The sequence below is a fragment of the Nocardioides terrae genome (genome assembly GCF_900112345.1).
Classification (GTDB): Bacteria; Actinomycetota; Actinomycetes; order Propionibacteriales; family Nocardioidaceae; genus Nocardioides; species Nocardioides terrae.
This window is the reverse complement of the sequence record NZ_FOLB01000012.1, coordinates 46,910-66,285: the sequence shown is the minus strand read 5'-3', so window position 1 is coordinate 66,285 and position 19,376 is coordinate 46,910. Positions and strand designations below refer to the sequence as shown.

The window sequence follows — 19,376 nt, the reverse complement described above, 5'->3', positions numbered from 1 at the left end:
CGAGCAATCCACGAATTCTCATTCCCAAGACAATCTCCACCTTCGTGCCAGAGGCGGCGCAGCCCGCGCCGCCTCTGGATAGTTGCACAAAGGGTTTTCCGGCGATAGGGCCGAAATTGATGAAGCCCCGCAGGCGTCTCGGGTCGCCTGCGGGGCTTCGTCGACAAGCATGCCCTACCGGGCCGGCCTCCGTCCCGAGAATCCGGAAGCCCGTCGGTCAGTGTCGGCGGGTCACCGCCGCGAGTGCGTCGACGATGCCGTGACCGTAGAAACCGTTGAACTCCTTCGTGCCGTCACAGTTGGCGGTGTAGGACGCCGGGATCGGGGCCGGGTAGACGTAGACGGGCGCCGGGCAGGCGGTCTCGTCGGCGCTCCGGGTCAGCACCCGCTCGGTGATGTCGGGGTCGAGGCCGAAGCTGTGGTGCCGACCCGGTCGTCCGTACTCGCTGACGATGAGCGCGGCGACACCCGCCGCGAACGGCGACGCCATCGAGGTGCCCTGGAGGTACTGGTAGTAGCCGCATCGACCCCGGGAGTCGCAGTCCTTCAGGTAGGAGCCGCTGTCGTCGATGATGTCGCCCGTGGTCGGGTCGATGGTGCCCTCGGCGATCCCGACGTTCTTCGGGTAGGCCGACAGGATGAGGTTCCCCGGCTGCTGGATCGCGCCCGTGGCGGCGGGGTCGTAGTAGTCACCGCCGGGTGCGGCGACCGAGATCTGCTCCGTGCCCCAGTTGGAGTAGTAGGCCTTGCGGCCCGACGAGCCGAGCGCGGAGACGCCGATGACGTGGGAGCCCTCGGTCGGCATGCTGAGGCAGCTCGCGTTGTCGATCGGCCGCGGGTGCGGGTCCTCGCCGTAGTCCGGGCTGGTGGTGTCGGTCGGCGGGTTGCCCAGGTCGCTGTGCTCGTTGCCGAGGGCGGAGACCATGGTGACGCCCTTGCGGTGCGCGTAGTTCAGGGCCCGCTGCACCGCCGCGATGATGGTGCGCTGCTCCGCCTGCTGCTCCGGGGTGTCGGCCGGGTTCGCGGTGCAGTTGTAGAGCCACGGGTCGACGTAGAACGACATGTTCACCACGTCCAGACCGGCGTCGCCGGCGTACGTCAGGGCGTCGACGGTGGGCTGCAGGAAGAAGTAGCCGGAGTCCTGGCCGGCGCGGTCCTCGACCAGGGTCACGCCGGGCGCGACGCCCGAGGTGCCGATCCCGTTGGCGGCGGCCCCGATGATGCCGGCGACGTGGGTGCCGTGGGCGCCGTCGTCCCAGCCGACCGGGTCCTTGCAACTGCTGAATTCGCAGGTGGCGCCGTCGATGTCGGGCATGTCGGTGACGAAGTTGCGCGAGAGGCGCCAGTCGAAGTTCGGTGCGATGTCGGGGTGGCTCGCGTCGACGCCGGTGTCGATGATGCCGACGGTCACGCGGTGGTCGCCGTCCTGGAAGCGGCGGGCCTTGTCGGCCTTCACCATCGACAGGCCCCAGTTGTCGCCGTCGAGCGGGTCGAGGCTCCTGCCCGGCCTGCCGTGGTGGCGCCGCGAGCTGTGTGCGCTCGGCGCGCCCGCTCCGCGTGCGACGTGCTCGACGTCGGCTCGGGGAGTCTGCGGCGCCCGGCCGACGATCCGCTGGTGGGCGGCACCCTGGATCCCCGCTCGGCTCGACACCGCTTCGGCGAACCCGTGCTCCGGAGCGCTCACCTGGTAGAGGCCGACCGCGTCGTTGGCGGCGACGACGGTGCCGCCGGCCGCCTCGATCGCGGCCCGGACCTGGGCGTTGGACGCGCCTGCGTCGGCGAGCACTGAGTACTGCACGCGCTTGCCCGAGACGGAGGGCGTGGCGTCGGCCGTGTTGATGGGCACGGCGAGGGACAGCGTGGTGGCCGAGACTGCTGCGGCCGCTAGCAAGGAGCGCAAGTTCACCCGAAAACCTCCTGAGAAAGGACTCCCCCCGTGCCGGGGACGCTACGGCGCAGCACGTTCCACGGGAAGAGTGCGCGTTGAACTCGGGCGCACATCCCCAAGCGAGGGGAGGGGAGAGGGAGAAGCCCCCGACCCGTTCCCAGGTCAGGGGCTTCGATCTGTACGCCATCAGGGACTCGAACCCCGAACCCGCTGATTAAGAGTCAGCTGCTCTGCCAATTGAGCTAATGGCGCTCGTCGGATCGCTCCGACGACGAGAACACTACAGGCGCGCGACGTGCGCCCCAAATCGGCGTTCGGCCTCAGCTCAGCTCGAGGATCGCCTGCGCCACGTTGTGCCCGCCGAGGCCGGAGACGGCGCCTCCGCGGCGGGCGCCGGAGCCGCAGAGGAGGACCGAGGAGTGGTCGGTCTGGACACCCCAGCGGGCCGCGGGGGAGGAGAGGTCGGAGCGCGACGGCGCCCATGGCCAGTCGAGGTCGCCGTGGAAGATGTGGCCGCCCGGCATGGCCAGATCGGCCTCCACGTCCTGCGGGATCTTCACCTCGATGCACGGCTCGCCGGACTCGTCACGGGCCACGACCGACGAGATCGGGTCGAGGAGGTGCTCGTCGAGCGAGGCGATGGCGCGGCGTAGCGCCTCCTCCTTCACCGACGGATCGGAGAAGAGCGTGGCGGGCGTGTGCAGGCCGAAGTAGGTCAAGGTGTGCGTGCCCTCGGGCACGTCGCCCAGGATCGACCGGTCGGTGAGGGAGTGGCAGTAGACCTCGCCGGGGAGGCGGTCCGGCAGCGCGCCACCGGCCGCCTCGGCGTACGCCGCCTCGAGCCGGCTGTAGTCCTCGCCGAGGTGCAGCGTGCCCGCGAAGGCGACTGCAGGGTCGGCGCCGGACTTCAACCGGGGGAGGCGGTCGAGCAGGAGGTTGACCTTCAGCTGCGCGCCGACCGGCTTGCTCGCCGCGTCCTCGCCGTCGCCCAGCAGGATGCGGAGCACCCAGGGCGCGACGTTCGAGAGCACGTGCCGCGCCTCGATCGTGTGGGTGCTCGTGCCGTCGTGATAGTCCACCTCGGCACCGTCGGCGCTCGCGCGGATCGCGCTCACCCCGGCGCCGGTGACGAGCTCCGCCCCGGCGTCGACGGCGGCGGCCGCGAGGGCGTCGGTGACCGCGCCCATGCCACCGACGGGCACCCGCCACTCGCCGGTCCCGTTGCCGATGAGGTGGTAGAGGAAGCAGCGGTTCTGGATGAGCGACTCGTCGTTGAGGGAGGCGAACGTCCCGATCAGGGCGTCGGTGGCGACCACGCCGCGCACGGTGTCGTCGGCGAAGCGCTCCTCGATCACCCGGCCGATCGGCTCCTCGACGAGGGCGCGCCACATGTCGGACGGGACCAGCTCGCGGATCGACCGGTCGGTCGGCAGTGGCTCGGTCAGCGTCGGGGCGACGGCCTCGGCGAAGGCGCCGACCTCGGCGTAGAACGCCCGCCAGGCGGCGTACTCGCGGTCGGAGCCGGTCAGCGCCCGGAAGCTCGCTGCGGTGGCGGGTCCCTCGGGCCGCTCGACCAGCAGGCCGCCCGCCGTCCCGTCGCGCAGCACCGGCGTGTACGACGACGTCGACCGTGACACCAGGTGGATGTCGAGGCCGAGGTCGCTGACGATCGTGTCGGGGAGCAGCGAGACGAGGTAGGCGTAGCGCGAGAGCCGGGTCGGCCGGCCGGGGAAGGCCGGCGCCGAGACGGCCGCGCCGCCGGTGTGGTCCAGCCGCTCGAGCACCGCGACCGACAGGCCGGCCCGGGCCAGGTAGGCGGCGGCGGTCAGGCCGTTGTGCCCGCCCCCCACCACCACGACGTCGTACCGGGTCCGGCTCGTTCCTCCCATGCTCTAGGACCCTAGTGCTTGGTTCCTCCGAGCGGCTTCTGGAAGAAGTGCGTGGCGTAGGGGTTGTCGTTGTAGCGGTCGATGCGCGTGTAGCCGGCGCGCTCGTACATCGCGATGGCGTCACGGAGCGTCTCGTTGGTGTCCAGGCGGACCGTGTCGTGCCCGAGATCGCGGGCGACTTCCTCGAGGTGGCGGAGCAGGCGCGACCCGAGCCCGGCGCCGCGCCAGTCGCCGTCGACCCACATCCGCTTGATCTCGGCGGCACCGTCATAGGCGCGTACGCCGCCTCCGGCGACCGGGTGCCCGTCGCTGACGGCGACGACGAACGCGCCGACCGGCGCGCGGAGGGTCTCGTCGTCCTCGTGGGTGTGCGGCCCGGGGTCGAAGCCCTGCGGGAAGCGCTCGTCGAGCTCGGCGAAGTAGCGCGCCATCGCCTCGCGGGCGTGGTCCGCGGCCGGGTCGACCGTCTCGAACGGGAGCTGGGGGCGGCGGGGGTCGGCAGCCATGCCGTCGACCCTAGATGCCGGTGGAAATAGCAAGACGACGGCACCCGAGCGTATCGGGGCCGCCGTCGTACTTACCTCCCTGCGCCGAGGTGTGACCTCAGCCGCAGGTGCTCATGGAGAGCCTCAGAGGCCGCGGACGTTCTCCGCCTGCGGGCCCTTGGGGCCCTGGGTGATGTCGAACTCGACGCGCTGCTCGTCCTTGAGGGACTTGAAGCCGGTGCCGGCGATGGCGGTGTGGTGGACGAACACGTCAGCGCCGCCACCGTCCTGCGCGATGAAGCCGAAGCCCTTGTCGTCGTTGAACCACTTCACGGTGCCCTGTGCCATTTTTTCAAACCTTCGGTGAATCGGGTGCGGGGCGACCTGCCCTGCGCCACGCTGAAAACATCTGCGCTGCGCCTGATGTCCAGCAAAACCGAAGACCAAGAACTGTGGGGATGTGCCGCGGCCGACGGCCGCGGGGAAGCACCGGAGCACTTCCTTCAACTCCACCACCGTAACAGGCGCAGGGCTGGAGAGGACATTCGCCGAGGCCACGGCGAAATGCGGAACCGCCTCCTGGCAGACCAGGAGGCGGCTCGATGGGGTGAGTGACGGGACTTGAACCCGCGACCACCTGGACCACAACCAGGTGCTCTACCAGCTGAGCTACACCCACCATGACCGGTTCGCGGCTGGACCACGACCGGGCGCTGAGAAGTGTAGGGGAATCACTCCGACTGCGCGGAATCGGGACTCGGTTGCCCGGCGGCGAGGCCGGTCAGAGCGCCGCCGTGACGCGCGGCGATGACCTTGGCGCTCCCGCTGTCGGGGCCGGGGGCGGGCACGAACACGGCCTCGCGGTAGTAGCGGAGCTCCTCGATCGACTCCTGGATGTCGGCCAGGGCGCGGTGGTTGCCCCGCTTGGGCGGGGACTGGAAGTAGGCCCGCGGGTACCAGCGGCGGGAGAGCTCCTTGATGGAGGAGACGTCGACGATGCGGTAGTGCAGGAACGACTCCAGGTCCTGCATGTCGCGAGCGATGAAGGCCCGGTCTGTGCCGACGGTGTTGCCGGCCAGCGGCGGGCGGATGTCGGCGGGGCACTGCGACCTGACGTAGTCGAGGACGAGCTGCTCGGCCTCGGCGAGCGTGACGCCCTGCTCCAGCTCCTCGAGCAGCCCGGACTTCGTGTGCATCGTCCGGACGAACTCGTCCATCTGCTCCAGCGCCTCGGCGGGCGGCTTGATGATGACGTCGACGCCCTCGCCCAGCACGTTGAGGTCGAAGTCGGTCACCAAGGCCGCCACCTCGACCAGAGCGTCGTGCTCCAGGGAGAGTCCCGTCATCTCACAGTCGATCCAGACGAGGCGGTCGTTCGCTGCAGTCACCAGAGGAACACTAGAGGATCGCCACCAGCGCTTCTCAGCGCGCGCTCAGAAGGGCCGCCTACCGTGGAGACGTGCCCCGATCCGCCCTGGCTGTGCTCGCCGTCCTCGGTCGACTGCTCACCGGTGGCGTCTGGATCTGGGCCGGCGCCGCGAAGCTCTCCGACCCGTACGCCGCCGCGCTGGCCGTCCGGGCCTACCAGCTGCTCCCCACGGGACTCGCCGACGTGGTCGGCCACCTGCTCCCCACGCTGGAGATCGTGGTCGGCGCCGCGCTGGTCCTCGGCCTGCTGACGCGCGGAGCGGCGGTCATCTCCGGGCTGTTGTTCATCGCCTTCATCATCGGGATCGCCTCGGCGTGGGCGCGCGGCCTGCAGATCGACTGCGGCTGCTTCGGCGGCGGTGGCTTCGACCCGGACGCGGCGTCGAAGTACCCGTGGGAGATCGCCCGCGACGCCGGGCTCCTGCTGGTGTCGGTGTTCCTGGTGGTCGTGCGCGACACCGGCCCCGGGCTGGACCGGCTGCTGTTCCGTCGTACGACCGATGCATCGTTGAGCGAGGAGTCCTGATGTCGAAGAGGTCCAGCGCCGAGGCCCGCGCCGAGCGGGCGGCAGCAGCGCTCGCCGAGCAGCGCCGCCAGGAGCGCCGCCGGACGATGCTGAGCATCATCGGCGTGGTCGTCGCCATGGCCGTGATCGTCGTCGGCGGGTTCCTGATCAGCCAGCGCAACGGCGGCGGGCCGAGCAAGGAGGCGGGCTCGACACCGGCCGCCGGGACCACGTCGGTGACGATCGGGTCGGCGGACGCTCCCCACAAGGTCGTCATCTGGGAGGACTTCCTCTGCCCGTTCTGCGGTGAGCTGGAGAAGCGGACCAGCGACCGGCTCGCCGCCGCGGCGGCGAGCGGGAAGGTCCAGGTCACCTATCGGCCGTTCAACCTGCTCGACACCGACTACTCCCAGCAGTCGCTGGAGGTCTTCGCCGCCACCCAGCGGATTGCCGGCGACGACGTCGCCAAGAAGCTGCACGACGTGCTCTACGCCCAGCAGCCCGACGAGAGCGCGCCCGACGACTGGCCCAGCCAGGACGACCTGGTCGACGTCGCCGTGAAGGCCGGTGCCGACCGGACCAAGGTGCAGGACGCGATCGACAACGGTGACGCCACGACGTGGGCCGACGCGTCGACCCAGGCGGCCGCGGACGCGGGGGTCCGCAGCACCCCGACCGTCCTGCTCGACGGCAGCGAGGTCACCGGCCGCACGGTCGACGACATCGCTGCCTCGCTGCTGCAGTCGGTCGGCGCGTAGGTCCTAGGCGGTCACGGCGTAGCCGCCGACGACCACCCTCCCGCGGGTGAGCGTGCGGAGGGCGATCCTGCCGGAGTGGGTGGCGGGCAGCGTGATCCACTTCGTGCCGTTGCCGCGCACCTGGCCGACGAGGTGGCCGCCGATGTAGATGCCGACGGTGCTCCGGCCGTGCAGGATGACGCCGACGTGGCGGCCGGACACGCGCCTGCCGCGCAGGACCACGCCCTTGCGCACGGTCTTCGTGCCGGTTCCGAGGTAGCTGCCGTGGACCCGCTTCCAGCCCTTCCCGGCGCGCAGCGAGCGGTCGTCGGTGAAGCGGGTGGTGCAGCGGGCCGGCGACCAGGCGGAGGTGTTGCCGACCCGGTCGGTGGCGCGGGACTGGACGCACCAGCGGTCACCGGGCTTGAAGGAGAACACCTGGTTGTTGCGCCGCGTGCTGCGCAGCTTCTTCGACGACTTCCAGTGGCCGCGGTTGTGGCGGAAGCGCACGTGATAGCTCCGCACGCCCGACGGGTCGACGGCGTGCCAGCCGATGCGGACCCGCTTGGACCTCGTCGCGCGGGGCGGCTGCTTGGCGGCCAGCCGCGGGCCGGTGTGGTCCCACACCGAGGACTGCACCGCGTCCTGGTCGACGTTCATCGTGACGCCGCCGTAGGAGAGCGTGGTCCCGCCGGTGAACTGGCTGACCCGGCTTCCGGCCCACATGCTCGCCGGCACCACCGTGGCGTCGAAGGCCGTGGTGGCCTGACCGTTGTAGTCGGCCACCCAGATCACGTCGGGCCTGACGTCGGACGAGTGCACCATGTCGGTGATGGTCGACGCCTTCGAGCCGTAGACGGCGGAGCGCAGCCCGACCTGGTGCAGGCGGGTGGTCCAGCCGCCGACGTACGCCCGGACCGCCTTCGAGCACGAGCCGCCCTGGGGGTAGGCCTCGATGTCGGCGACGACGGGCGAGCTGGCCGGGATGCCGAGCGCGCGGACCCGAGTCGCGGCGTCGCTCGCCGCGGCGGCGCCCTGGGCGCGGGCGGTCGATGCCGAACCGCTCATCCGCTTGCTGAACGAGCTGCAGGGCGCCTGCAGGCCGACCTGGATCGGCATGATGTTCCAGCCGCCGGCGAGGACCTGGTTCACCCAGCTGGGGTTCAGGTTGTCCACCGAGGCGTGGTTCCGGCAATACCACATGTCGTAGTCGCTACGGGCCGGGATGTAGGCCGCGATGGCCCGGAACGGGGAGGACTGCTGCCACGCGCGGATCGCACCGATCGACGGCGTGTCACAGGTGTCGAACATCAGCTGGTGGCCGGCCGCCGGGGCCGGGACCGACGCCCGGGACGCCGGCGCGGGCGGCGTGTCGGCGGGGCCGTTGATCGCGAGGGGCGACGCGTCGGCCGGCGCGGCAGCGAGGATCGACGTGGCGAGAGCGGCGGCGGTGACGGTGGCGGCGAGGACTGATCCGAGACGGGGCACCCGCGGGACTTTACGTTGGTGACCCCGGCGATGTCCCGTCGACGCGTCATTGGTAGACGTCGCGGAGCGGGTCCAGCCGATCGGTCCGCAGGCGGACGCGGTGGCCCCACTCGATCTCGGCCACGTCGGCCCGGGCGGCGTACCCGCTGTGGCGGTGGAGCCAGCTCACCGCGGCGGCGACGAGTCGTGGCCCCTGTTCGCGGTTGCGGTCGTAGCCCAGCAGGGAGCCCGGTCCGCCGCGCCCCACGACGAGGCCGTGGACCTCGCCGTGCTCGGTCAGGCGTACGTCGATCACCCGGCCGAGGCTGCGGCCGGAGGCCGCCACGACGGGCAGGTCGAGCAGTTGCCCGAGCCGGTGTCCGGGCGGTTCGTGGACGTCGAGCAGGCGCAGCCTGGCCCGGCCGAGGGTGACCGCGCTGCCCACGTCGACGACCGCGCGGATCGGGATGAACCGGGGCGTCCCGCGGTCGGCCTCGGCGGGTGCCAGCCTCTCCCACAGGTCGAGCAGCCTCGGGCCGAGGCGGCCGCCGAGCCGGGGGAGGAGGGCGGCGGTGCCGACGAGGAGGCCGGCCACCTCGAGGTCCGGGGTCAGCGCGACGTCGTCGACCTTGGCCACCAGCAGCCCCTCGGAGTCGACGATCTGCCGGTCGAGCAGGTGCAGCGCTGCGTCATAGGGTCCCTCGAGCCGGTTCATGTCTACGCTCCCATCCGGGTCCAGATCATCAGGGGCAGCGCAGCGACGCCCGCGACGCAGATGATGACGAGGAAGACGACCCCCAGCCCGTTGGCCAGCCTGCCGTTGGCGTGGCGGCCCATGTAGTCGCGGTCGTTGGCGACGACCAGGATCGGGAAGTAGGTCAGCGGCAGGGCGACCGCCGAGAAGACCACCGAGACCTCCGTGACCAGCACGGGGTCGACGGTCGTGAGCAGGATCGCCACGGCCAGCAGCGTCGAGCCGAGCAGCACCAGGTGGAAGCGGGCAGCGACGTCCGGGCGGACGTACTTGCCCCACTGCCAGCCGAAGTACTGCGCCAGCGAGTAGCCGACCGACAGGCCGGTCTCGCATGCGGCGCCGAGGGTGGCGGCGATGAAGCCGAGCAGCGCGAGGCCGAGGCCGACCTTGCCCAGCCCGACCGCCGCCGGCAGACCGACCTGGCCGAGCGTGTCGACGGCGATGTTCTGCGGCGCCAGGACGACCGCGGACCCGGCCGCGATCGCAAGCGAGAGGATCCCGCCGAGCGGGAAGCCGATGAGCACGTTTGCGCGCATGGTCCCGAGGCTCTTCTCGGTCCACTTCTCCTCCACCCCACCGGACGAGAAGAAGAAGACCTCGTAGGGCGTCATCGCGGCGCCGAAGAGCGCGACGGCGTAGTACGACCACGTCTACCAGGCCTCGTCGCCCGGCTTGTCGAACGTCGTCCACTGGTGCGCCAGCCCTCGCCAGTCCGGGCCGAGGGCGACCAGTGCGACGGCGAAGACGATCAGCGCGAGGCCGAGCAGGCCCAGCACGTTCTCCATCACCGAGAAGCGCGCCCGCCACAGGATCAGCCAGACGACGAACCCGACAGCGGGGACGATGAGAACCTCGTTGACCGAGGTGATCAACTGCAGGGAGAGGGCGACGCCGCCGATCTCGGCGACGAAGGTCAGCATCGTCACCGCCATGCTGCCGGTCAGGTTGAGCAGTCCGAGTCGGGGGCCGAGTCGTTCCCTGATGAGGTCGAAGGTCGGGCGACCGCTGATCGCGGCCACCCGGCCCGACATCTCGGCGAAGACGCAGATTCCGACGACACCGCCGATCGTGATCCACGCGAGCGACATGCCGAACCGCGCGCCGACCTGCGCGTTCGTCACCAGGTCGCCGATGTCGACGAAGCCGCCGATCGCGGTCAGGATCCCGAGGGCGACGCTGAGGTACTTCTTCATGGCGTCCCCGGCGGCTGGTGCAGCGACTGCTCGAGGTGGTCGAGCCGGTCGGCGGCCGAGGAGAGCTCGTTGATGAAGTGCTGCAGCGGAGCCCGGCGTACGACCGCGATGCGGACGTCGGTCAACAGCGACGTCGCGTCGTCGATCGCGCTGGTCACGTCGCTGTTGCGGTCGAGCTCGGGATCCGGGGGCTGGACGCCCTCGAGCCGGGTGGCGGCCGTGCCGGCGGCCTCCTCGGCGTCGACGGCGACGGTCTGGAGGTAGGTCCGGAAGAGCCGGTCACGATGACGGAGCGCGAGCTCGACCGTGGACACCGCGCTGCCCACGTCGCCCGTGACACGGACCGCGTCGTCGCGCCAGGAGTCGTCGTCGGGCGTGCCCGGCGCACAACCGGCCGACGTGGCGACGGCGAGGAGCGTCAGCACCACTGCCAACGCTCTTCTCATAAGCCTCCTGTCTCCGCGCGCGGCACTCGTCATGCTCAGTCGAGACTGCCGGCCGGGGTGCTCGCACGGCTCGGCTGACTTCACAGGTCCGCCACAGCGAACCGCGCCGGTCCTCTCAAGCAGGGGCCGCATCGTTGGCCGCATGACGACGACCGCCGCCCCTGTCGCCCTCGGCTCGACGACGCGTCTCCGCGCGCAGCGCGACGCCGTCGTACGCCTCCTCGCCGGTGCCGTGCTCTGGCTGGCCCTGCTGCTGGTGACCTACTGGTGGGTGGCCGACGGCGGCATCCAGGACCTCGGCGGCTGGGCCGACGGCCTCACCTCGGCCGGCCGCGTCTCCGGCCTGTGGTCGGCGGTGCTCCTGCTCGCCCAGGTCGTGCTCATGGCGCGCGTCCCGGTCATCGAGGGCGCCTTCGGGCAGGACCGGCTGGCGCGGACGCACCGGCTCGTCGGCCTCGTCTCGTCCGACCTGATGGTGATCCACGTCGTCCTGGTCACGTGGGGGTACGCCGCCGGCCGACTCGTCGCGGTGCCGGGGACGTTCTGGGACCTGACCGTCGACTATCCGGGCATGCTGCTCGCCGTCGCGGGCACGGCCTGCCTGGTGCTGGTCGTGGTGACCAGCGTCAAGGCGGCCCGACGGCGGCTGCGCTACGAGTCCTGGCACCTGATGCACCTCTACGCCTACCTCGGCGTCGGGCTCGCGCTGCCGCACCAGCTCTGGACCGGCGCGCAGTTCCTGAGCCGCCCGGCGGCGACGGTGTTCTGGTGGACGGCGTGGGCGGCCGCGGCCGGCTCGGTCCTGGTCTGGCGGATCGGCGTGCCCGTCATCCGCAACCTGCGGCACGGGCTCCGGGTCGACGCCGTCGTGCCCGAGGCGCCGGGCGTGCTGAGCGTGTGGGTGAGCGGCCGGCGGCTCGACCTGCTGCGCGCGGAGGCGGGGCAGTTCCTGATGTGGCGCTTCCTCGGCCGCCGCGGCTGGACGCGCGCCAACCCCTACTCGCTGTCCGCAGCCCCGGACGGCCGTCGGCTGCGGATCACCGTCGAGGTCGTCGGCGACGGCAGCGCCGCGCTCGCCGCACTGCGTCCGGGGACGCGGGTGCTGGTCGAGGGCCCGTTCGGGCGCCTGTCGGAGCGGGCCAGGACGCGGCGCAAGGTCGCGCTCGTCGGCGCCGGCGTGGGCGTGGTACCGCTGCGAGCGCTCGCCGAGGGTCTGGCGTACGGTCCGGGCGAGGCGGTGTTGCTGCACCGCTACCGCGACGAGCCGCTGTTCCGCGGCGAGATGGAGGCTCTGGCCGGCACGCGTGGACTGCGCATCGTCGGACTGCCGGGCTCCCGGCGCAGCGAGTCGTCGTGGCTGCCGGTCGGCAGCCCGCCGATCGACGACGCCCGCACCCTGCTCGGGCTCGTCCCCGACCTGCCCGATCGGGACGTCTTCGTCTGCGGCCCACCCGGCTGGACCGACAGCGTCACCCGCGCGGCGACCGCCGCCGGAGTGCCCACCGACCACCTGCACGTCGAGACCTTCGGATGGTGACCCTGTGAAACGGAACATGACCTGGCTGCTGTCGACGGTGACGGTCGTCGTGCTGCTCTTCGGCTACAAGACGTCCACCGGCGACGGCGTCGGCACCGGCTCCGCGGTGATCCCCTCGGCCGCGGCGCCGGCCACGGACGGATCCGACAGCGCGTCGAGCAGCGGCTCGACCAGCACCTCGGACACCGTCAGCGGCGACGCCGCGGACACCCAGTGGGGCCCGGTCCAGGTCGCGGTGTCGGTGGCGGACGGCAAGGTGACCGACGTGCAGGTCGTCGAGTACCCCTCCAGCAACCCCCGGGACGAGGAGATCAACTCCTACGCGCTGCCCATCCTCATCAAGGAGACGCTGTCCGCGCAGAGCGCCGACATCGACATGGTCAGCGGCGCGACCGTCACCAGCGACGGCTACATCCGGTCGCTGCAGAGCGCTCTCGACCAGGCGGGGGTGTGAGCGCCGTGGGCACGCTGACCGCCACCCGCGTCGTACGCCGGGTCGCGCACGTGATGGGGATGCCGGTCAGCCTGGCCCTTCGCGGCCGGCACGCCGGGGACCTCGAGTCGGAGTCCGCGTGGGCGGAGGCGATGGCCACGCTGCGCGACGTCGACCGCGTGTTCAGCACCTATCGCCGCGACTCCTTCGTCTCCCGCCTCGACCGCGGCGAGCTCGACCTGCTCGACTGCCCGCACGAGGTGGCCGAGGTCCTCGCGCTGGGAGAGGGGGCGCGGCGGGAGAGCGGTGGCGCCTTCGACGTACGCCGGGCCGGGCGGCTCGACCCCAGCGGTGTGGTGAAGGGCTGGGCGGTCGAGCGGGCGGCCCGCCCGCTGCGGCACCTGGCCGACACCGACTTCTGCCTGTCGGCGGGCGGCGACATGGTCTGCCACGTCGCCGACCCGGCCCGGGCGCCCTGGCGCGTCGGCATCGAGGACCCGCACGACCCGACCCGGACGGTCGCGGTGGTGCCGGTCCGCGACGGTGCCGTCGCCACGTCGGGGCTGGCGCACCGCGGCGGCCACGTCGTCGACGCCCGCAGCGGTGAGGTGCCCCGTGAGGTCGCCTCGGTGACGGTCGTCGCCGCTGACCTGACCACGGCCGACATCGACGCCACCGCTGCCTTCGCGCTCGGTGCGGCGGGGGTGTCGTGGCTGGCGGGTCGCCCCGGCCGGACCGGCATCGTCGTCCACGCGGACGGCCGACTGCAGGTCGCCGGGGAGTGACTACAGCTCGCCGACCGCCTCGAGCGCCCGGCGTACGGACCCGAGCGGTGCCGGGTCGGTCGTCGACGTCGCCCAGTACAGGTAGCCGGTGAAGGCGGCGGCCGTGATCGCGGCTGCCTGCGCCTGGCTGGTGAGGTCGTCGACGCCGCGGTTGCGCAGGTAGGCGGCGCAGATCGCGACCTGCTCGTCGAGCCGCCCGAGCCCGATCGACATCAGCTCGCGATGCTCGGCGAGGATCCGCAGCCGGGTGCGGGTGAGCTCGAGCGCCGGCGTGCGCTCGACCATCGCGATCATCGCGGCGGCGACCGCGTCGGCCGGCGGGAGGTCCCCGCTGTCGAGGAGCGCCACGGAGAGCATCTCGAGCCCCTCGCGGAACCCGTGCCAGACCAGGTCGGCCTTGCTGGGGAAGTAGCGGAAGAGGCTGCGCCGGCTCACGCCCGCGGTCGCCGCCACCTCGGCCGCGCTGACCTCGTCGTACCCTCGCTCGGCGAAGAGCTCGACGGCGATCCGGGAGAGCCGGGCTGAGTCGATCTCGACGGGGCGCCCTCGGGTGCGTGGTCCGGCCATGGGCCGATTATCCGGACCACGCGGTCGCCAGGGGCGGAAAGCGGCAAGTCGGGCGAAGGTCGCGTCTCACCGCCGATGCCCCGAGGCATCACGCGGCGCCCCCGGCAGGACTCGAACCTGCAACCCACGGATTAGAAGGCCGTTGCGCTATCCGTTGCGCCACGGGGGCCGGAGACGATTGCGTCCCGGGAAAGTATGGCCCACTCGCTCCCGCGGCCGATCGGACCTCCCTCGCCGTCTCTCATACTGGTGCCGTGACTGCGTTCTCGGTCGTGCTGCTCGCCGTGGCTGTCCTCGTGCTGCTGCTGACCGCGACGCCCGTGCCGTTCCCCCGCTCGCCGGGCGATGCGGCGGGCCGCGCCGAAGCCGAGGCAAGGGGTGTCCCACTGATCTACTGGCGAACGGGATGCACCTTCTGCATCCGGTTGCGGCTGGCGCTCGGCCGGTCCGGACGTCGAGCGGTGTGGGTGAACGTGAGCCGAGACCCGGCCGCGTCCGCTCGGGTGCGCTCGGTCAACGACGGCAACGAGACGGTGCCGACCGTCTTCGTGGGCGAGGCGCATCGCACCAACCCCGCGCCGGCGTGGGTGCGGCAGCAGCTCGGTCACTAGTCGGTTCAGGCAGCGGAGGCCCTGGCGAACGGTGCGTCGCCGGCCAAGGCGACAAGCACGTAGACCCGAAGAGGGATCCGTCGGCTGGTGTACACCGCGCACGTCATCCCCGCCGTCGCCTGCCAGGCTTCCGAACGGTGACGTCAGGTTCACCAGGCGGCAGTGAGACCCGTGAGCGCATCGGTTTGAGCGCGGGTACTCATGCCGTCACCCACGCCTCCCGACACGATCAGGTCCCATGGACATCGAGAGCGACCCTGCCCCCGAACCGGACACGCGGAAGACCGCCCTCAGGGTGGCTTCCTGGGTGGTCCCGGTGCTCGTCGCGGTGCTGCACGGACTCGCTATCGCCGTCGGCGCCGGGCTCGCGAGCTGGGCCACGTCGGGCACGTGCGACGGCCCGGCATCCGTGAGCCAGCTCGCCGTGGGCCGTCGGGACCTCGCCGTCCTCACGGTCCTCGCGTTCGGTCCCTGGGTGGTCGCCGCCGTCGCGGCGGGGCTGATGCACCGTGGATGGGTCCGCTACCTCGTCCTCGGAGCGCTGGTGTCTGTCGTGCCCGCCGCCATCCTGGTCGACGCGCTCACGTCGGGACCGGCGGACTGGACCACGAGCTTCTGCTTCTGAGCGATCACGTCCGGGGCGAAGATGGGCCTATGAACGACGCGGCCCTCCCGCATCCTGCGACCGGTGAGCTGTTCCCCTCACCGGTCCCGCCGGGCACCGGCTGGCCGGGCGACCCGGCCACGGTGCAGACGCCCGTGGCGTGGACAGCGGAGGACGTACGCCGCCTCGCCGACCGGGCCGACCTCGACGAGCTCGATGCGCGGATCAGTGTCTGCCGGGCATGCCCGCGTCTGCTGCGCTGGCGGGAAGATGTCGCGCACGTCAAGCGGGCGGCGTACGCCGACCAGCCCTACTGGGGCCGGCCAATCCCGGGCTTCGGGTCGCCGACGCCGAGCATCCTCGTGGTCGGGCTGGCTCCGGCCGCGAACGGCGGGAACCGCACGGGCCGGGTGTTCACCGGCGATCGCAGTGGTGACTGGCTCTTCGCGTCGCTGCACCGTGTCGGCCTGGCGACGCAGGGTACGAGCGTGCACGCCGCCGACGGCCTGGAGCTGATCGACACCCGGATGGTCGCGACCGTCCGGTGCGCGCCGCCGCAGAACCGACCGACGACGGCCGAGCGCGACACCTGCTCGCCGTGGATCGAGGCTGAGCTGAGCCTGCTCGCCGAGCACGTCCGTGTCGTGGTGGCACTCGGCGGCTACGGCTGGGACGCGACCCTTCGGTCGTACGCCGCCCTCGGCTGGCAGGTCGCCCGGCCCAAGCCGCGCTTCGGCCACGGCGTCGAGGCGACGCTGGTGGGGGAGGGACGCTCGGTCACGCTGATCGGCTGCTACCACCCGAGCCAGCAGAACACCTTCACCGGCCGGCTCACCGAGCCGATGACCGACGACGTGTTCGCCCGGGCCGCTGCGCTCGGCAGGCTGACCGCCGACTGACCGCCGCCCGCAAGAGGCGCGCTGCTCAGGCGACGGCGGGCATCTCCAGCGTGTCGCCGGAGCCGTACCCGGCAGCGAGCCACTCGTCAGGCACGAACGACGGCGCCGGCTCGACCGACTCCACCGTCTGCTCGACCTGCGCGTCGCGACGTCCCCGCAGCGACCAGATCGCGAGGAGCGCGCCGCAGGGGATCGTGACGAGGCCGGGCGCGGCCACCAGCAGGTCGCCCGACGCGACGCCGTAGACGAGCCAGATGGTCGAGCCGGTCACGCCCATGACCCAGGCGACCGGCGAGCCGCCCGGCTGCTTGGTCCGCGTGGCGTGGCGGACATGAGGGAGGATGGTGATGGTCGAGACGAGGGTTCCCAGGGCTCCGAGAACGACGAGGGGCGACACGAGGACGAGCTGCTTTCCGGGGGTTGAGGGAGGGAGACCGCTTCCCATCGGACGGAGCCGCGCGAGCCTGAGCACAGCTGCTCGATCGTCGGTGTGACCTGCGCGTCAGCGCCGCAGCCGGTGGGGGCTCGACCGCCGGTGCGACAAGATGGCCGGCATGCGTCCGATGCTGGCCACCACCGGCGACCACGTGCCGACCGCTGACGGGTGGACCCACGAGGTGAAGTGGGACGGCGTACGGATCTTGGCTGACGTCGCGGCGGGCTCGACCGCGCTGACCACGCGCAACGAGAACGTAGCCACCACCGGCTGGCCCGACGTCACCGCCGTGGGGCCCGACCGCGACCTGCTGGTCGACGGCGAGATCATCGGGCTCAACGCGGAGGGGCTGCCGGACTTCCGGACCTTGGGGGAGCGCATCCACGTCCGCGGTGCCGCGGCCGCCCGGCTCGCGCAGCGGGTGCCCGCGACCTACATGGTCTTCGACCTGCTCCGGCTCGATGGGCGGACGCTGCTCGACCGGCCCCTCGCCGAGCGTCGCGAGCTGCTGGAGAAGGTCGACCTCGGCGGCTGGCAGCTGCCGGCGACGTACGACGACGGGCGGATGCTCTTCGACGCGACGCTCGAGCAGGGGCTCGAGGGGATCGTCAGCAAGCGGCTCGACTCGACCTACCGCCCCGGCGAGCGGACCAGCGCCTGGCGCAAGTTCGCGCACCGCTTCCGCGGCTCCTTCGTGGTCGGCGGCTGGCGGCCGCAGACGGGGACGACCGACCGGCTCGGGTCACTGCTGGTCGGCGAGGTGACCGCCGAGGGGCTCCTCTTCCGGGGGCGCGTCGGCAGCGGCATCGGCCCGCGGGAGAGCGCGCCGCTGAAGGCCCTTCTCACGTCTCGGAGCAGGAGCCCATTCGTCGACGAGGTGCCGCGCGCCGACGCGGTGGGTACCCACTGGGTCGAGCCGCTCGTGGTGGTCGACATCAACACGCACGGACGACCGCCGCGACCGGGCAGGGACGGGCGGCTCCGGCAGCCCTCCTACCAGGGCGTCCGCACCGACCTGAGCCCGGAGGACCTGTCCCCGTCCGCGGAGGAGCACTGATGCGCCGTCTCGTCGGCCTGCTGAGGGACCTGATGCCGGCCCTGCTCATCGGGCCGCTGCTCGCGCTGGTGCCGACGTCCGCCGACGCCGCGACCGTCCGGCTCGGTGGGATCACGGTCCGGCTCCGGCCGGGCACCAGCCAGGTCGTGACGGCCGACCGCACGACCGGCCACCATGCCCGGGTGCGGCTGTGGAGCCTGCGCGACGGCCGCTGGACCGTGGTGGCCGCGACCGCCGACGGCCGGATCGGCTACGGCGGGCTGAGCCGTCCTGCGCAGCGGCACCAGGGTGACGGCACGACGCCGACGGGGACGTTCGACCTGACCTTCGCGTTCGGGACGCATGCGCGCAAGCCCGGCTGGCGGATGCCCTTCCACCGGATCCGCACGGGTGACTACTGGGTCGGCGACAACTCCTCGGCCCACTACAACCGGCTGCGCACCAAGGCGCAGGGCGGGTTCCGATGGTGGCTGCCGCAGAGCGACGACGACGCCTCCGAGCACCTGATCCACTACCGCTCGCAGTACGAGTACGCGTTCGCGACGAGCTTCAACGCCCGCCAGGTGCGCGAGCGGGGCTTCGCGATCTTCCTCCACGTCAACGGGCGCGGTGCGACGGCCGGGTGCGTCAGCGCGCCCCGCTCGTTCCTGCGGCTCCTCTACCGCCGGCTCTCCGCCCAGCGCCGCCCCGTGATCGCGATCGGGTCATGAGCGAGCCGGAGAGCATGGACAGCGCCGAGGTCAGGGTCGCGGTCGACGGGCGCACCCTCAAGATCAGCAACCTCGGCAAGGTGCTCTACCCGCGCACGGGGACGACGAAGGGAGAGGTGCTCGACTACTACGCCCGCATCTCACCGCTGCTCCTGCCGCACCTGCACGGCCGCGCGGTGACCCGGATCCGCTGGCCGCACGGCGTCTCCGACGGCAGCTTCTTCGAGAAGAACACGCCGTCCGGCACCCCGGCCTGGGTCCGCACCGTGACCGTCCCGACGACCGGCTCGCGCACCGCGACGAAGCAGGAGGGCACCCTGACGTTCCCGGTCGTCGAGGACCTCGCCACGCTCACCTGGCTGGTCAACCTCGCCGCGCTCGAGCTGCACGTCCACCAGTGGACGGTCGACGACAGCGGCCGGCCGCAGGGCGCCAACAGAGTCGTGATCGACCTCGACCCCGGCGAGCCGGCCGGCCTGCACGAGTGCTGCACGGTCGCCCTGATGGTGCGTGAGCGGCTCGACGCACGTGGCCTGTCGTCGTACGCGGTGACGAGCGGGAGCAAGGGGCTGCACCTGTACGCCGGCCTGCCCGAGCCGCTGTCGAGCGACGAGACGACGGCGCTGGCCAAGGAGGTCGCCGAGGAGCTGCAGGCCGAGCACCCCCAGCTCGTGACCGCCACGATGACGAAGGCGCGCCGCGGCGGGAAGGTCTTCCTCGACTGGTCGCAGAACGCCGGCAGCAAGACGACCATCTCGCCCTACTCCCTGCGCGGCAAGGAGCGCCCGTACGCCGCCACGCCGGTCACCTGGGACGAGGTGGAGGAGGGCGCCGACGACCCGCTGGGCCTGGAGCAGATGACCTTCACCGAGGTGCTCGACCGCGTGGAGCGCCTCGGCGACGTCTTCGGGGTGCGATAGGCTCGCGCATTTTGCCGCGTGTGTC

21 protein-coding genes, 3 tRNA genes and 1 pseudogene are annotated in these 19,376 nt (G+C 71.9%); 11 read left to right on the top strand and 14 right to left on the bottom strand.

Going from position 1 to position 19,376, the window contains the following annotated elements; genetic code table 11:
* Positions 1-217: 217 nt before the first annotated feature.
* The 7 genes from BM236_RS15440 to orn all read right to left on the bottom strand — a co-directional run bounded on the left by BM236_RS15440 (position 218) and on the right by orn (position 5,650).
* Complete coding sequence (locus BM236_RS15440) at positions 218-1,906, bottom strand: S8 family peptidase (protein WP_091125583.1); 1,689 nt, start codon at positions 1,904-1,906, stop codon at positions 218-220.
* Between the two features lie 161 nt (positions 1,907-2,067).
* Positions 2,068-2,140, bottom strand: a tRNA-Lys gene (locus tag BM236_RS15435).
* Positions 2,141-2,208: 68 nt separating this feature from the next.
* On the bottom strand, positions 2,209-3,777 hold the full coding sequence (locus tag BM236_RS15430) for a phytoene desaturase family protein (protein ID WP_091125581.1): 1,569 nt from the start codon (positions 3,775-3,777) through the stop codon (positions 2,209-2,211).
* A gap of 11 nt (positions 3,778-3,788) precedes the next feature.
* On the bottom strand, positions 3,789-4,283 hold the full coding sequence (locus tag BM236_RS15425; protein WP_091125578.1) for a GNAT family N-acetyltransferase: 495 nt from the start codon (positions 4,281-4,283) through the stop codon (positions 3,789-3,791).
* Positions 4,284-4,406: 123 nt separating this feature from the next.
* Entirely contained in the window at positions 4,407-4,610 is a 204-nt protein-coding gene (locus tag BM236_RS15420; protein WP_091125576.1) for a cold-shock protein, read from the bottom strand.
* 255 nt (positions 4,611-4,865) lie between these two features.
* Positions 4,866-4,941 (bottom strand) — tRNA-His (locus tag BM236_RS15415).
* Between the two features lie 52 nt (positions 4,942-4,993).
* Positions 4,994-5,650: an oligoribonuclease gene (orn, locus tag BM236_RS15410; protein WP_281247669.1), complete on the bottom strand. Its 657-nt coding sequence runs from the start codon at positions 5,648-5,650 to the stop codon at positions 4,994-4,996.
* A gap of 71 nt (positions 5,651-5,721) precedes the next feature.
* Here orn and BM236_RS15405 point away from each other — a divergent pair, with 71 nt between their 5' ends.
* Positions 5,722-6,216, top strand: a complete 495-nt coding sequence (locus BM236_RS15405; RefSeq protein WP_091125573.1) for a DoxX family protein — start codon at positions 5,722-5,724, stop codon at positions 6,214-6,216.
* Entirely contained in the window at positions 6,216-6,953 is a 738-nt protein-coding gene (locus BM236_RS15400; RefSeq protein ID WP_091125572.1) for a DsbA family protein, read from the top strand. The genes BM236_RS15405 and BM236_RS15400 overlap by 1 nt, the downstream gene beginning before the upstream one ends.
* A gap of 3 nt (positions 6,954-6,956) precedes the next feature.
* Here the strand turns inward: BM236_RS15400 and BM236_RS15395 are convergent, their stop codons facing one another.
* From BM236_RS15395 to BM236_RS15380, 4 genes and pseudogenes are all read right to left on the bottom strand, one after another.
* Positions 6,957-8,420 (bottom strand): glycoside hydrolase domain-containing protein, encoded by a 1,464-nt coding sequence (locus BM236_RS15395; protein WP_091125570.1) that lies wholly within the window; start codon positions 8,418-8,420, stop codon positions 6,957-6,959.
* A gap of 46 nt (positions 8,421-8,466) precedes the next feature.
* Entirely contained in the window at positions 8,467-9,114 is a 648-nt protein-coding gene (locus tag BM236_RS15390; protein WP_091125568.1) for a PRC-barrel domain-containing protein, read from the bottom strand.
* 2 nt (positions 9,115-9,116) lie between these two features.
* Positions 9,117-10,346 (bottom strand): annotated as a pseudogene (locus tag BM236_RS19415) (NRAMP family divalent metal transporter).
* Positions 10,343-10,780 (bottom strand): hypothetical protein, encoded by a 438-nt coding sequence (locus BM236_RS15380; RefSeq protein WP_139230126.1) that lies wholly within the window; start codon positions 10,778-10,780, stop codon positions 10,343-10,345. Before BM236_RS15380 ends, BM236_RS19415 begins: the two are co-directional and overlap by 4 nt.
* A gap of 154 nt (positions 10,781-10,934) precedes the next feature.
* Here BM236_RS15380 and BM236_RS15375 point away from each other — a divergent pair, with 154 nt between their 5' ends.
* Genes BM236_RS15375 through BM236_RS15365 form a run of 3 tightly spaced genes read left to right on the top strand, consistent with a single transcriptional unit; the run spans position 10,935 to position 13,547 of the window.
* Positions 10,935-12,329: a ferredoxin reductase family protein gene (locus BM236_RS15375; protein WP_091125563.1), complete on the top strand. Its 1,395-nt coding sequence runs from the start codon at positions 10,935-10,937 to the stop codon at positions 12,327-12,329.
* Between the two features lie 16 nt (positions 12,330-12,345).
* Positions 12,346-12,783 carry an FMN-binding protein gene (locus tag BM236_RS15370; RefSeq protein WP_217645364.1) on the top strand — a complete coding sequence of 146 codons (438 nt, stop codon included), beginning with the start codon at positions 12,346-12,348 and terminating at the stop codon, positions 12,781-12,783.
* Positions 12,780-13,547 carry an FAD:protein FMN transferase gene (locus tag BM236_RS15365; protein ID WP_245750363.1) on the top strand — a complete coding sequence of 256 codons (768 nt, stop codon included), beginning with the start codon at positions 12,780-12,782 and terminating at the stop codon, positions 13,545-13,547. The genes BM236_RS15370 and BM236_RS15365 overlap by 4 nt, the downstream gene beginning before the upstream one ends.
* Here the strand turns inward: BM236_RS15365 and BM236_RS15360 are convergent, their stop codons facing one another.
* Entirely contained in the window at positions 13,548-14,114 is a 567-nt protein-coding gene (locus BM236_RS15360) for a TetR/AcrR family transcriptional regulator (RefSeq protein ID WP_091125558.1), read from the bottom strand. It abuts the gene before it with no gap.
* Between the two features lie 96 nt (positions 14,115-14,210).
* Positions 14,211-14,283 (bottom strand) — tRNA-Arg (locus BM236_RS15355).
* An 85-nt stretch (positions 14,284-14,368) separates the two neighbouring features.
* Between BM236_RS15355 and BM236_RS15350 the strand changes: the two genes are divergently transcribed.
* The 3 genes from BM236_RS15350 (at position 14,369) to BM236_RS15340 (ending at position 16,228) form a co-directional block, all read left to right on the top strand.
* On the top strand, positions 14,369-14,725 hold the full coding sequence (locus BM236_RS15350; protein WP_091125556.1) for a glutaredoxin domain-containing protein: 357 nt from the start codon (positions 14,369-14,371) through the stop codon (positions 14,723-14,725).
* Positions 14,726-14,963: 238 nt separating this feature from the next.
* Complete coding sequence (locus BM236_RS15345; RefSeq protein WP_091125551.1) at positions 14,964-15,350, top strand: hypothetical protein; 387 nt, start codon at positions 14,964-14,966, stop codon at positions 15,348-15,350.
* Between the two features lie 29 nt (positions 15,351-15,379).
* Positions 15,380-16,228 (top strand): uracil-DNA glycosylase, encoded by an 849-nt coding sequence (locus BM236_RS15340; RefSeq protein ID WP_091125549.1) that lies wholly within the window; start codon positions 15,380-15,382, stop codon positions 16,226-16,228.
* 25 nt (positions 16,229-16,253) lie between these two features.
* Here the strand turns inward: BM236_RS15340 and BM236_RS15335 are convergent, their stop codons facing one another.
* Complete coding sequence (locus BM236_RS15335) at positions 16,254-16,625, bottom strand: PQ-loop repeat-containing protein (protein ID WP_091125547.1); 372 nt, start codon at positions 16,623-16,625, stop codon at positions 16,254-16,256.
* Positions 16,626-16,782: 157 nt separating this feature from the next.
* On the opposite strand from BM236_RS15335, the gene BM236_RS15330 reads away from it, so the two are divergent.
* The 3 genes from BM236_RS15330 to ligD are packed head-to-tail and all read left to right on the top strand — an operon-like array spanning position 16,783 to position 19,351.
* Positions 16,783-17,721, top strand: a complete 939-nt coding sequence (locus BM236_RS15330) for an ATP-dependent DNA ligase (RefSeq protein WP_091125709.1) — start codon at positions 16,783-16,785, stop codon at positions 17,719-17,721.
* Positions 17,721-18,431: a L,D-transpeptidase family protein gene (locus BM236_RS15325; protein ID WP_091125545.1), complete on the top strand. Its 711-nt coding sequence runs from the start codon at positions 17,721-17,723 to the stop codon at positions 18,429-18,431. Before BM236_RS15330 ends, BM236_RS15325 begins: the two co-directional genes overlap by 1 nt.
* Entirely contained in the window at positions 18,428-19,351 is a 924-nt protein-coding gene (gene ligD / locus BM236_RS15320; RefSeq protein ID WP_245750362.1) for a non-homologous end-joining DNA ligase, read from the top strand. The genes BM236_RS15325 and ligD overlap by 4 nt, the downstream gene beginning before the upstream one ends.
* The last annotated feature ends 25 nt before the right edge of the window (positions 19,352-19,376 follow it).

Excerpts from the sequence above, each read along its gene's own strand:
- BM236_RS15345 (WP_091125551.1), top strand. The coding sequence starts at position 14,964 with ATGGACATCGAGAGCGACCCTGCCCCCGAACCGGACACGCGGAAGACC.
- BM236_RS15400 (WP_091125572.1), top strand. The coding sequence starts at position 6,216 with ATGTCGAAGAGGTCCAGCGCCGAGGCCCGCGCCGAGCGGGCGGCAGCA.
- ligD (WP_245750362.1), top strand. The coding sequence starts at position 18,428 with ATGAGCGAGCCGGAGAGCATGGACAGCGCCGAGGTCAGGGTCGCGGTC.
- BM236_RS15360 (WP_091125558.1), bottom strand. The coding sequence starts at position 14,114 with ATGGCCGGACCACGCACCCGAGGGCGCCCCGTCGAGATCGACTCAGCC.
- BM236_RS15420 (WP_091125576.1), bottom strand. The coding sequence starts at position 4,610 with ATGGCACAGGGCACCGTGAAGTGGTTCAACGACGACAAGGGCTTCGGC.
- BM236_RS15430 (WP_091125581.1), bottom strand. The coding sequence starts at position 3,777 with ATGGGAGGAACGAGCCGGACCCGGTACGACGTCGTGGTGGTGGGGGGC.
- BM236_RS15340 (WP_091125549.1), top strand. The coding sequence starts at position 15,380 with ATGAACGACGCGGCCCTCCCGCATCCTGCGACCGGTGAGCTGTTCCCC.
- BM236_RS15330 (WP_091125709.1), top strand. The coding sequence starts at position 16,783 with ATGCGTCCGATGCTGGCCACCACCGGCGACCACGTGCCGACCGCTGAC.
- BM236_RS15375 (WP_091125563.1), top strand. The coding sequence starts at position 10,935 with ATGACGACGACCGCCGCCCCTGTCGCCCTCGGCTCGACGACGCGTCTC.
- BM236_RS15370 (WP_217645364.1), top strand. The coding sequence starts at position 12,346 with ATGACCTGGCTGCTGTCGACGGTGACGGTCGTCGTGCTGCTCTTCGGC.
- BM236_RS15325 (WP_091125545.1), top strand. The coding sequence starts at position 17,721 with ATGCGCCGTCTCGTCGGCCTGCTGAGGGACCTGATGCCGGCCCTGCTC.
- BM236_RS15390 (WP_091125568.1), bottom strand. The coding sequence starts at position 9,114 with ATGAACCGGCTCGAGGGACCCTATGACGCAGCGCTGCACCTGCTCGAC.
- BM236_RS15425 (WP_091125578.1), bottom strand. The coding sequence starts at position 4,283 with ATGGCTGCCGACCCCCGCCGCCCCCAGCTCCCGTTCGAGACGGTCGAC.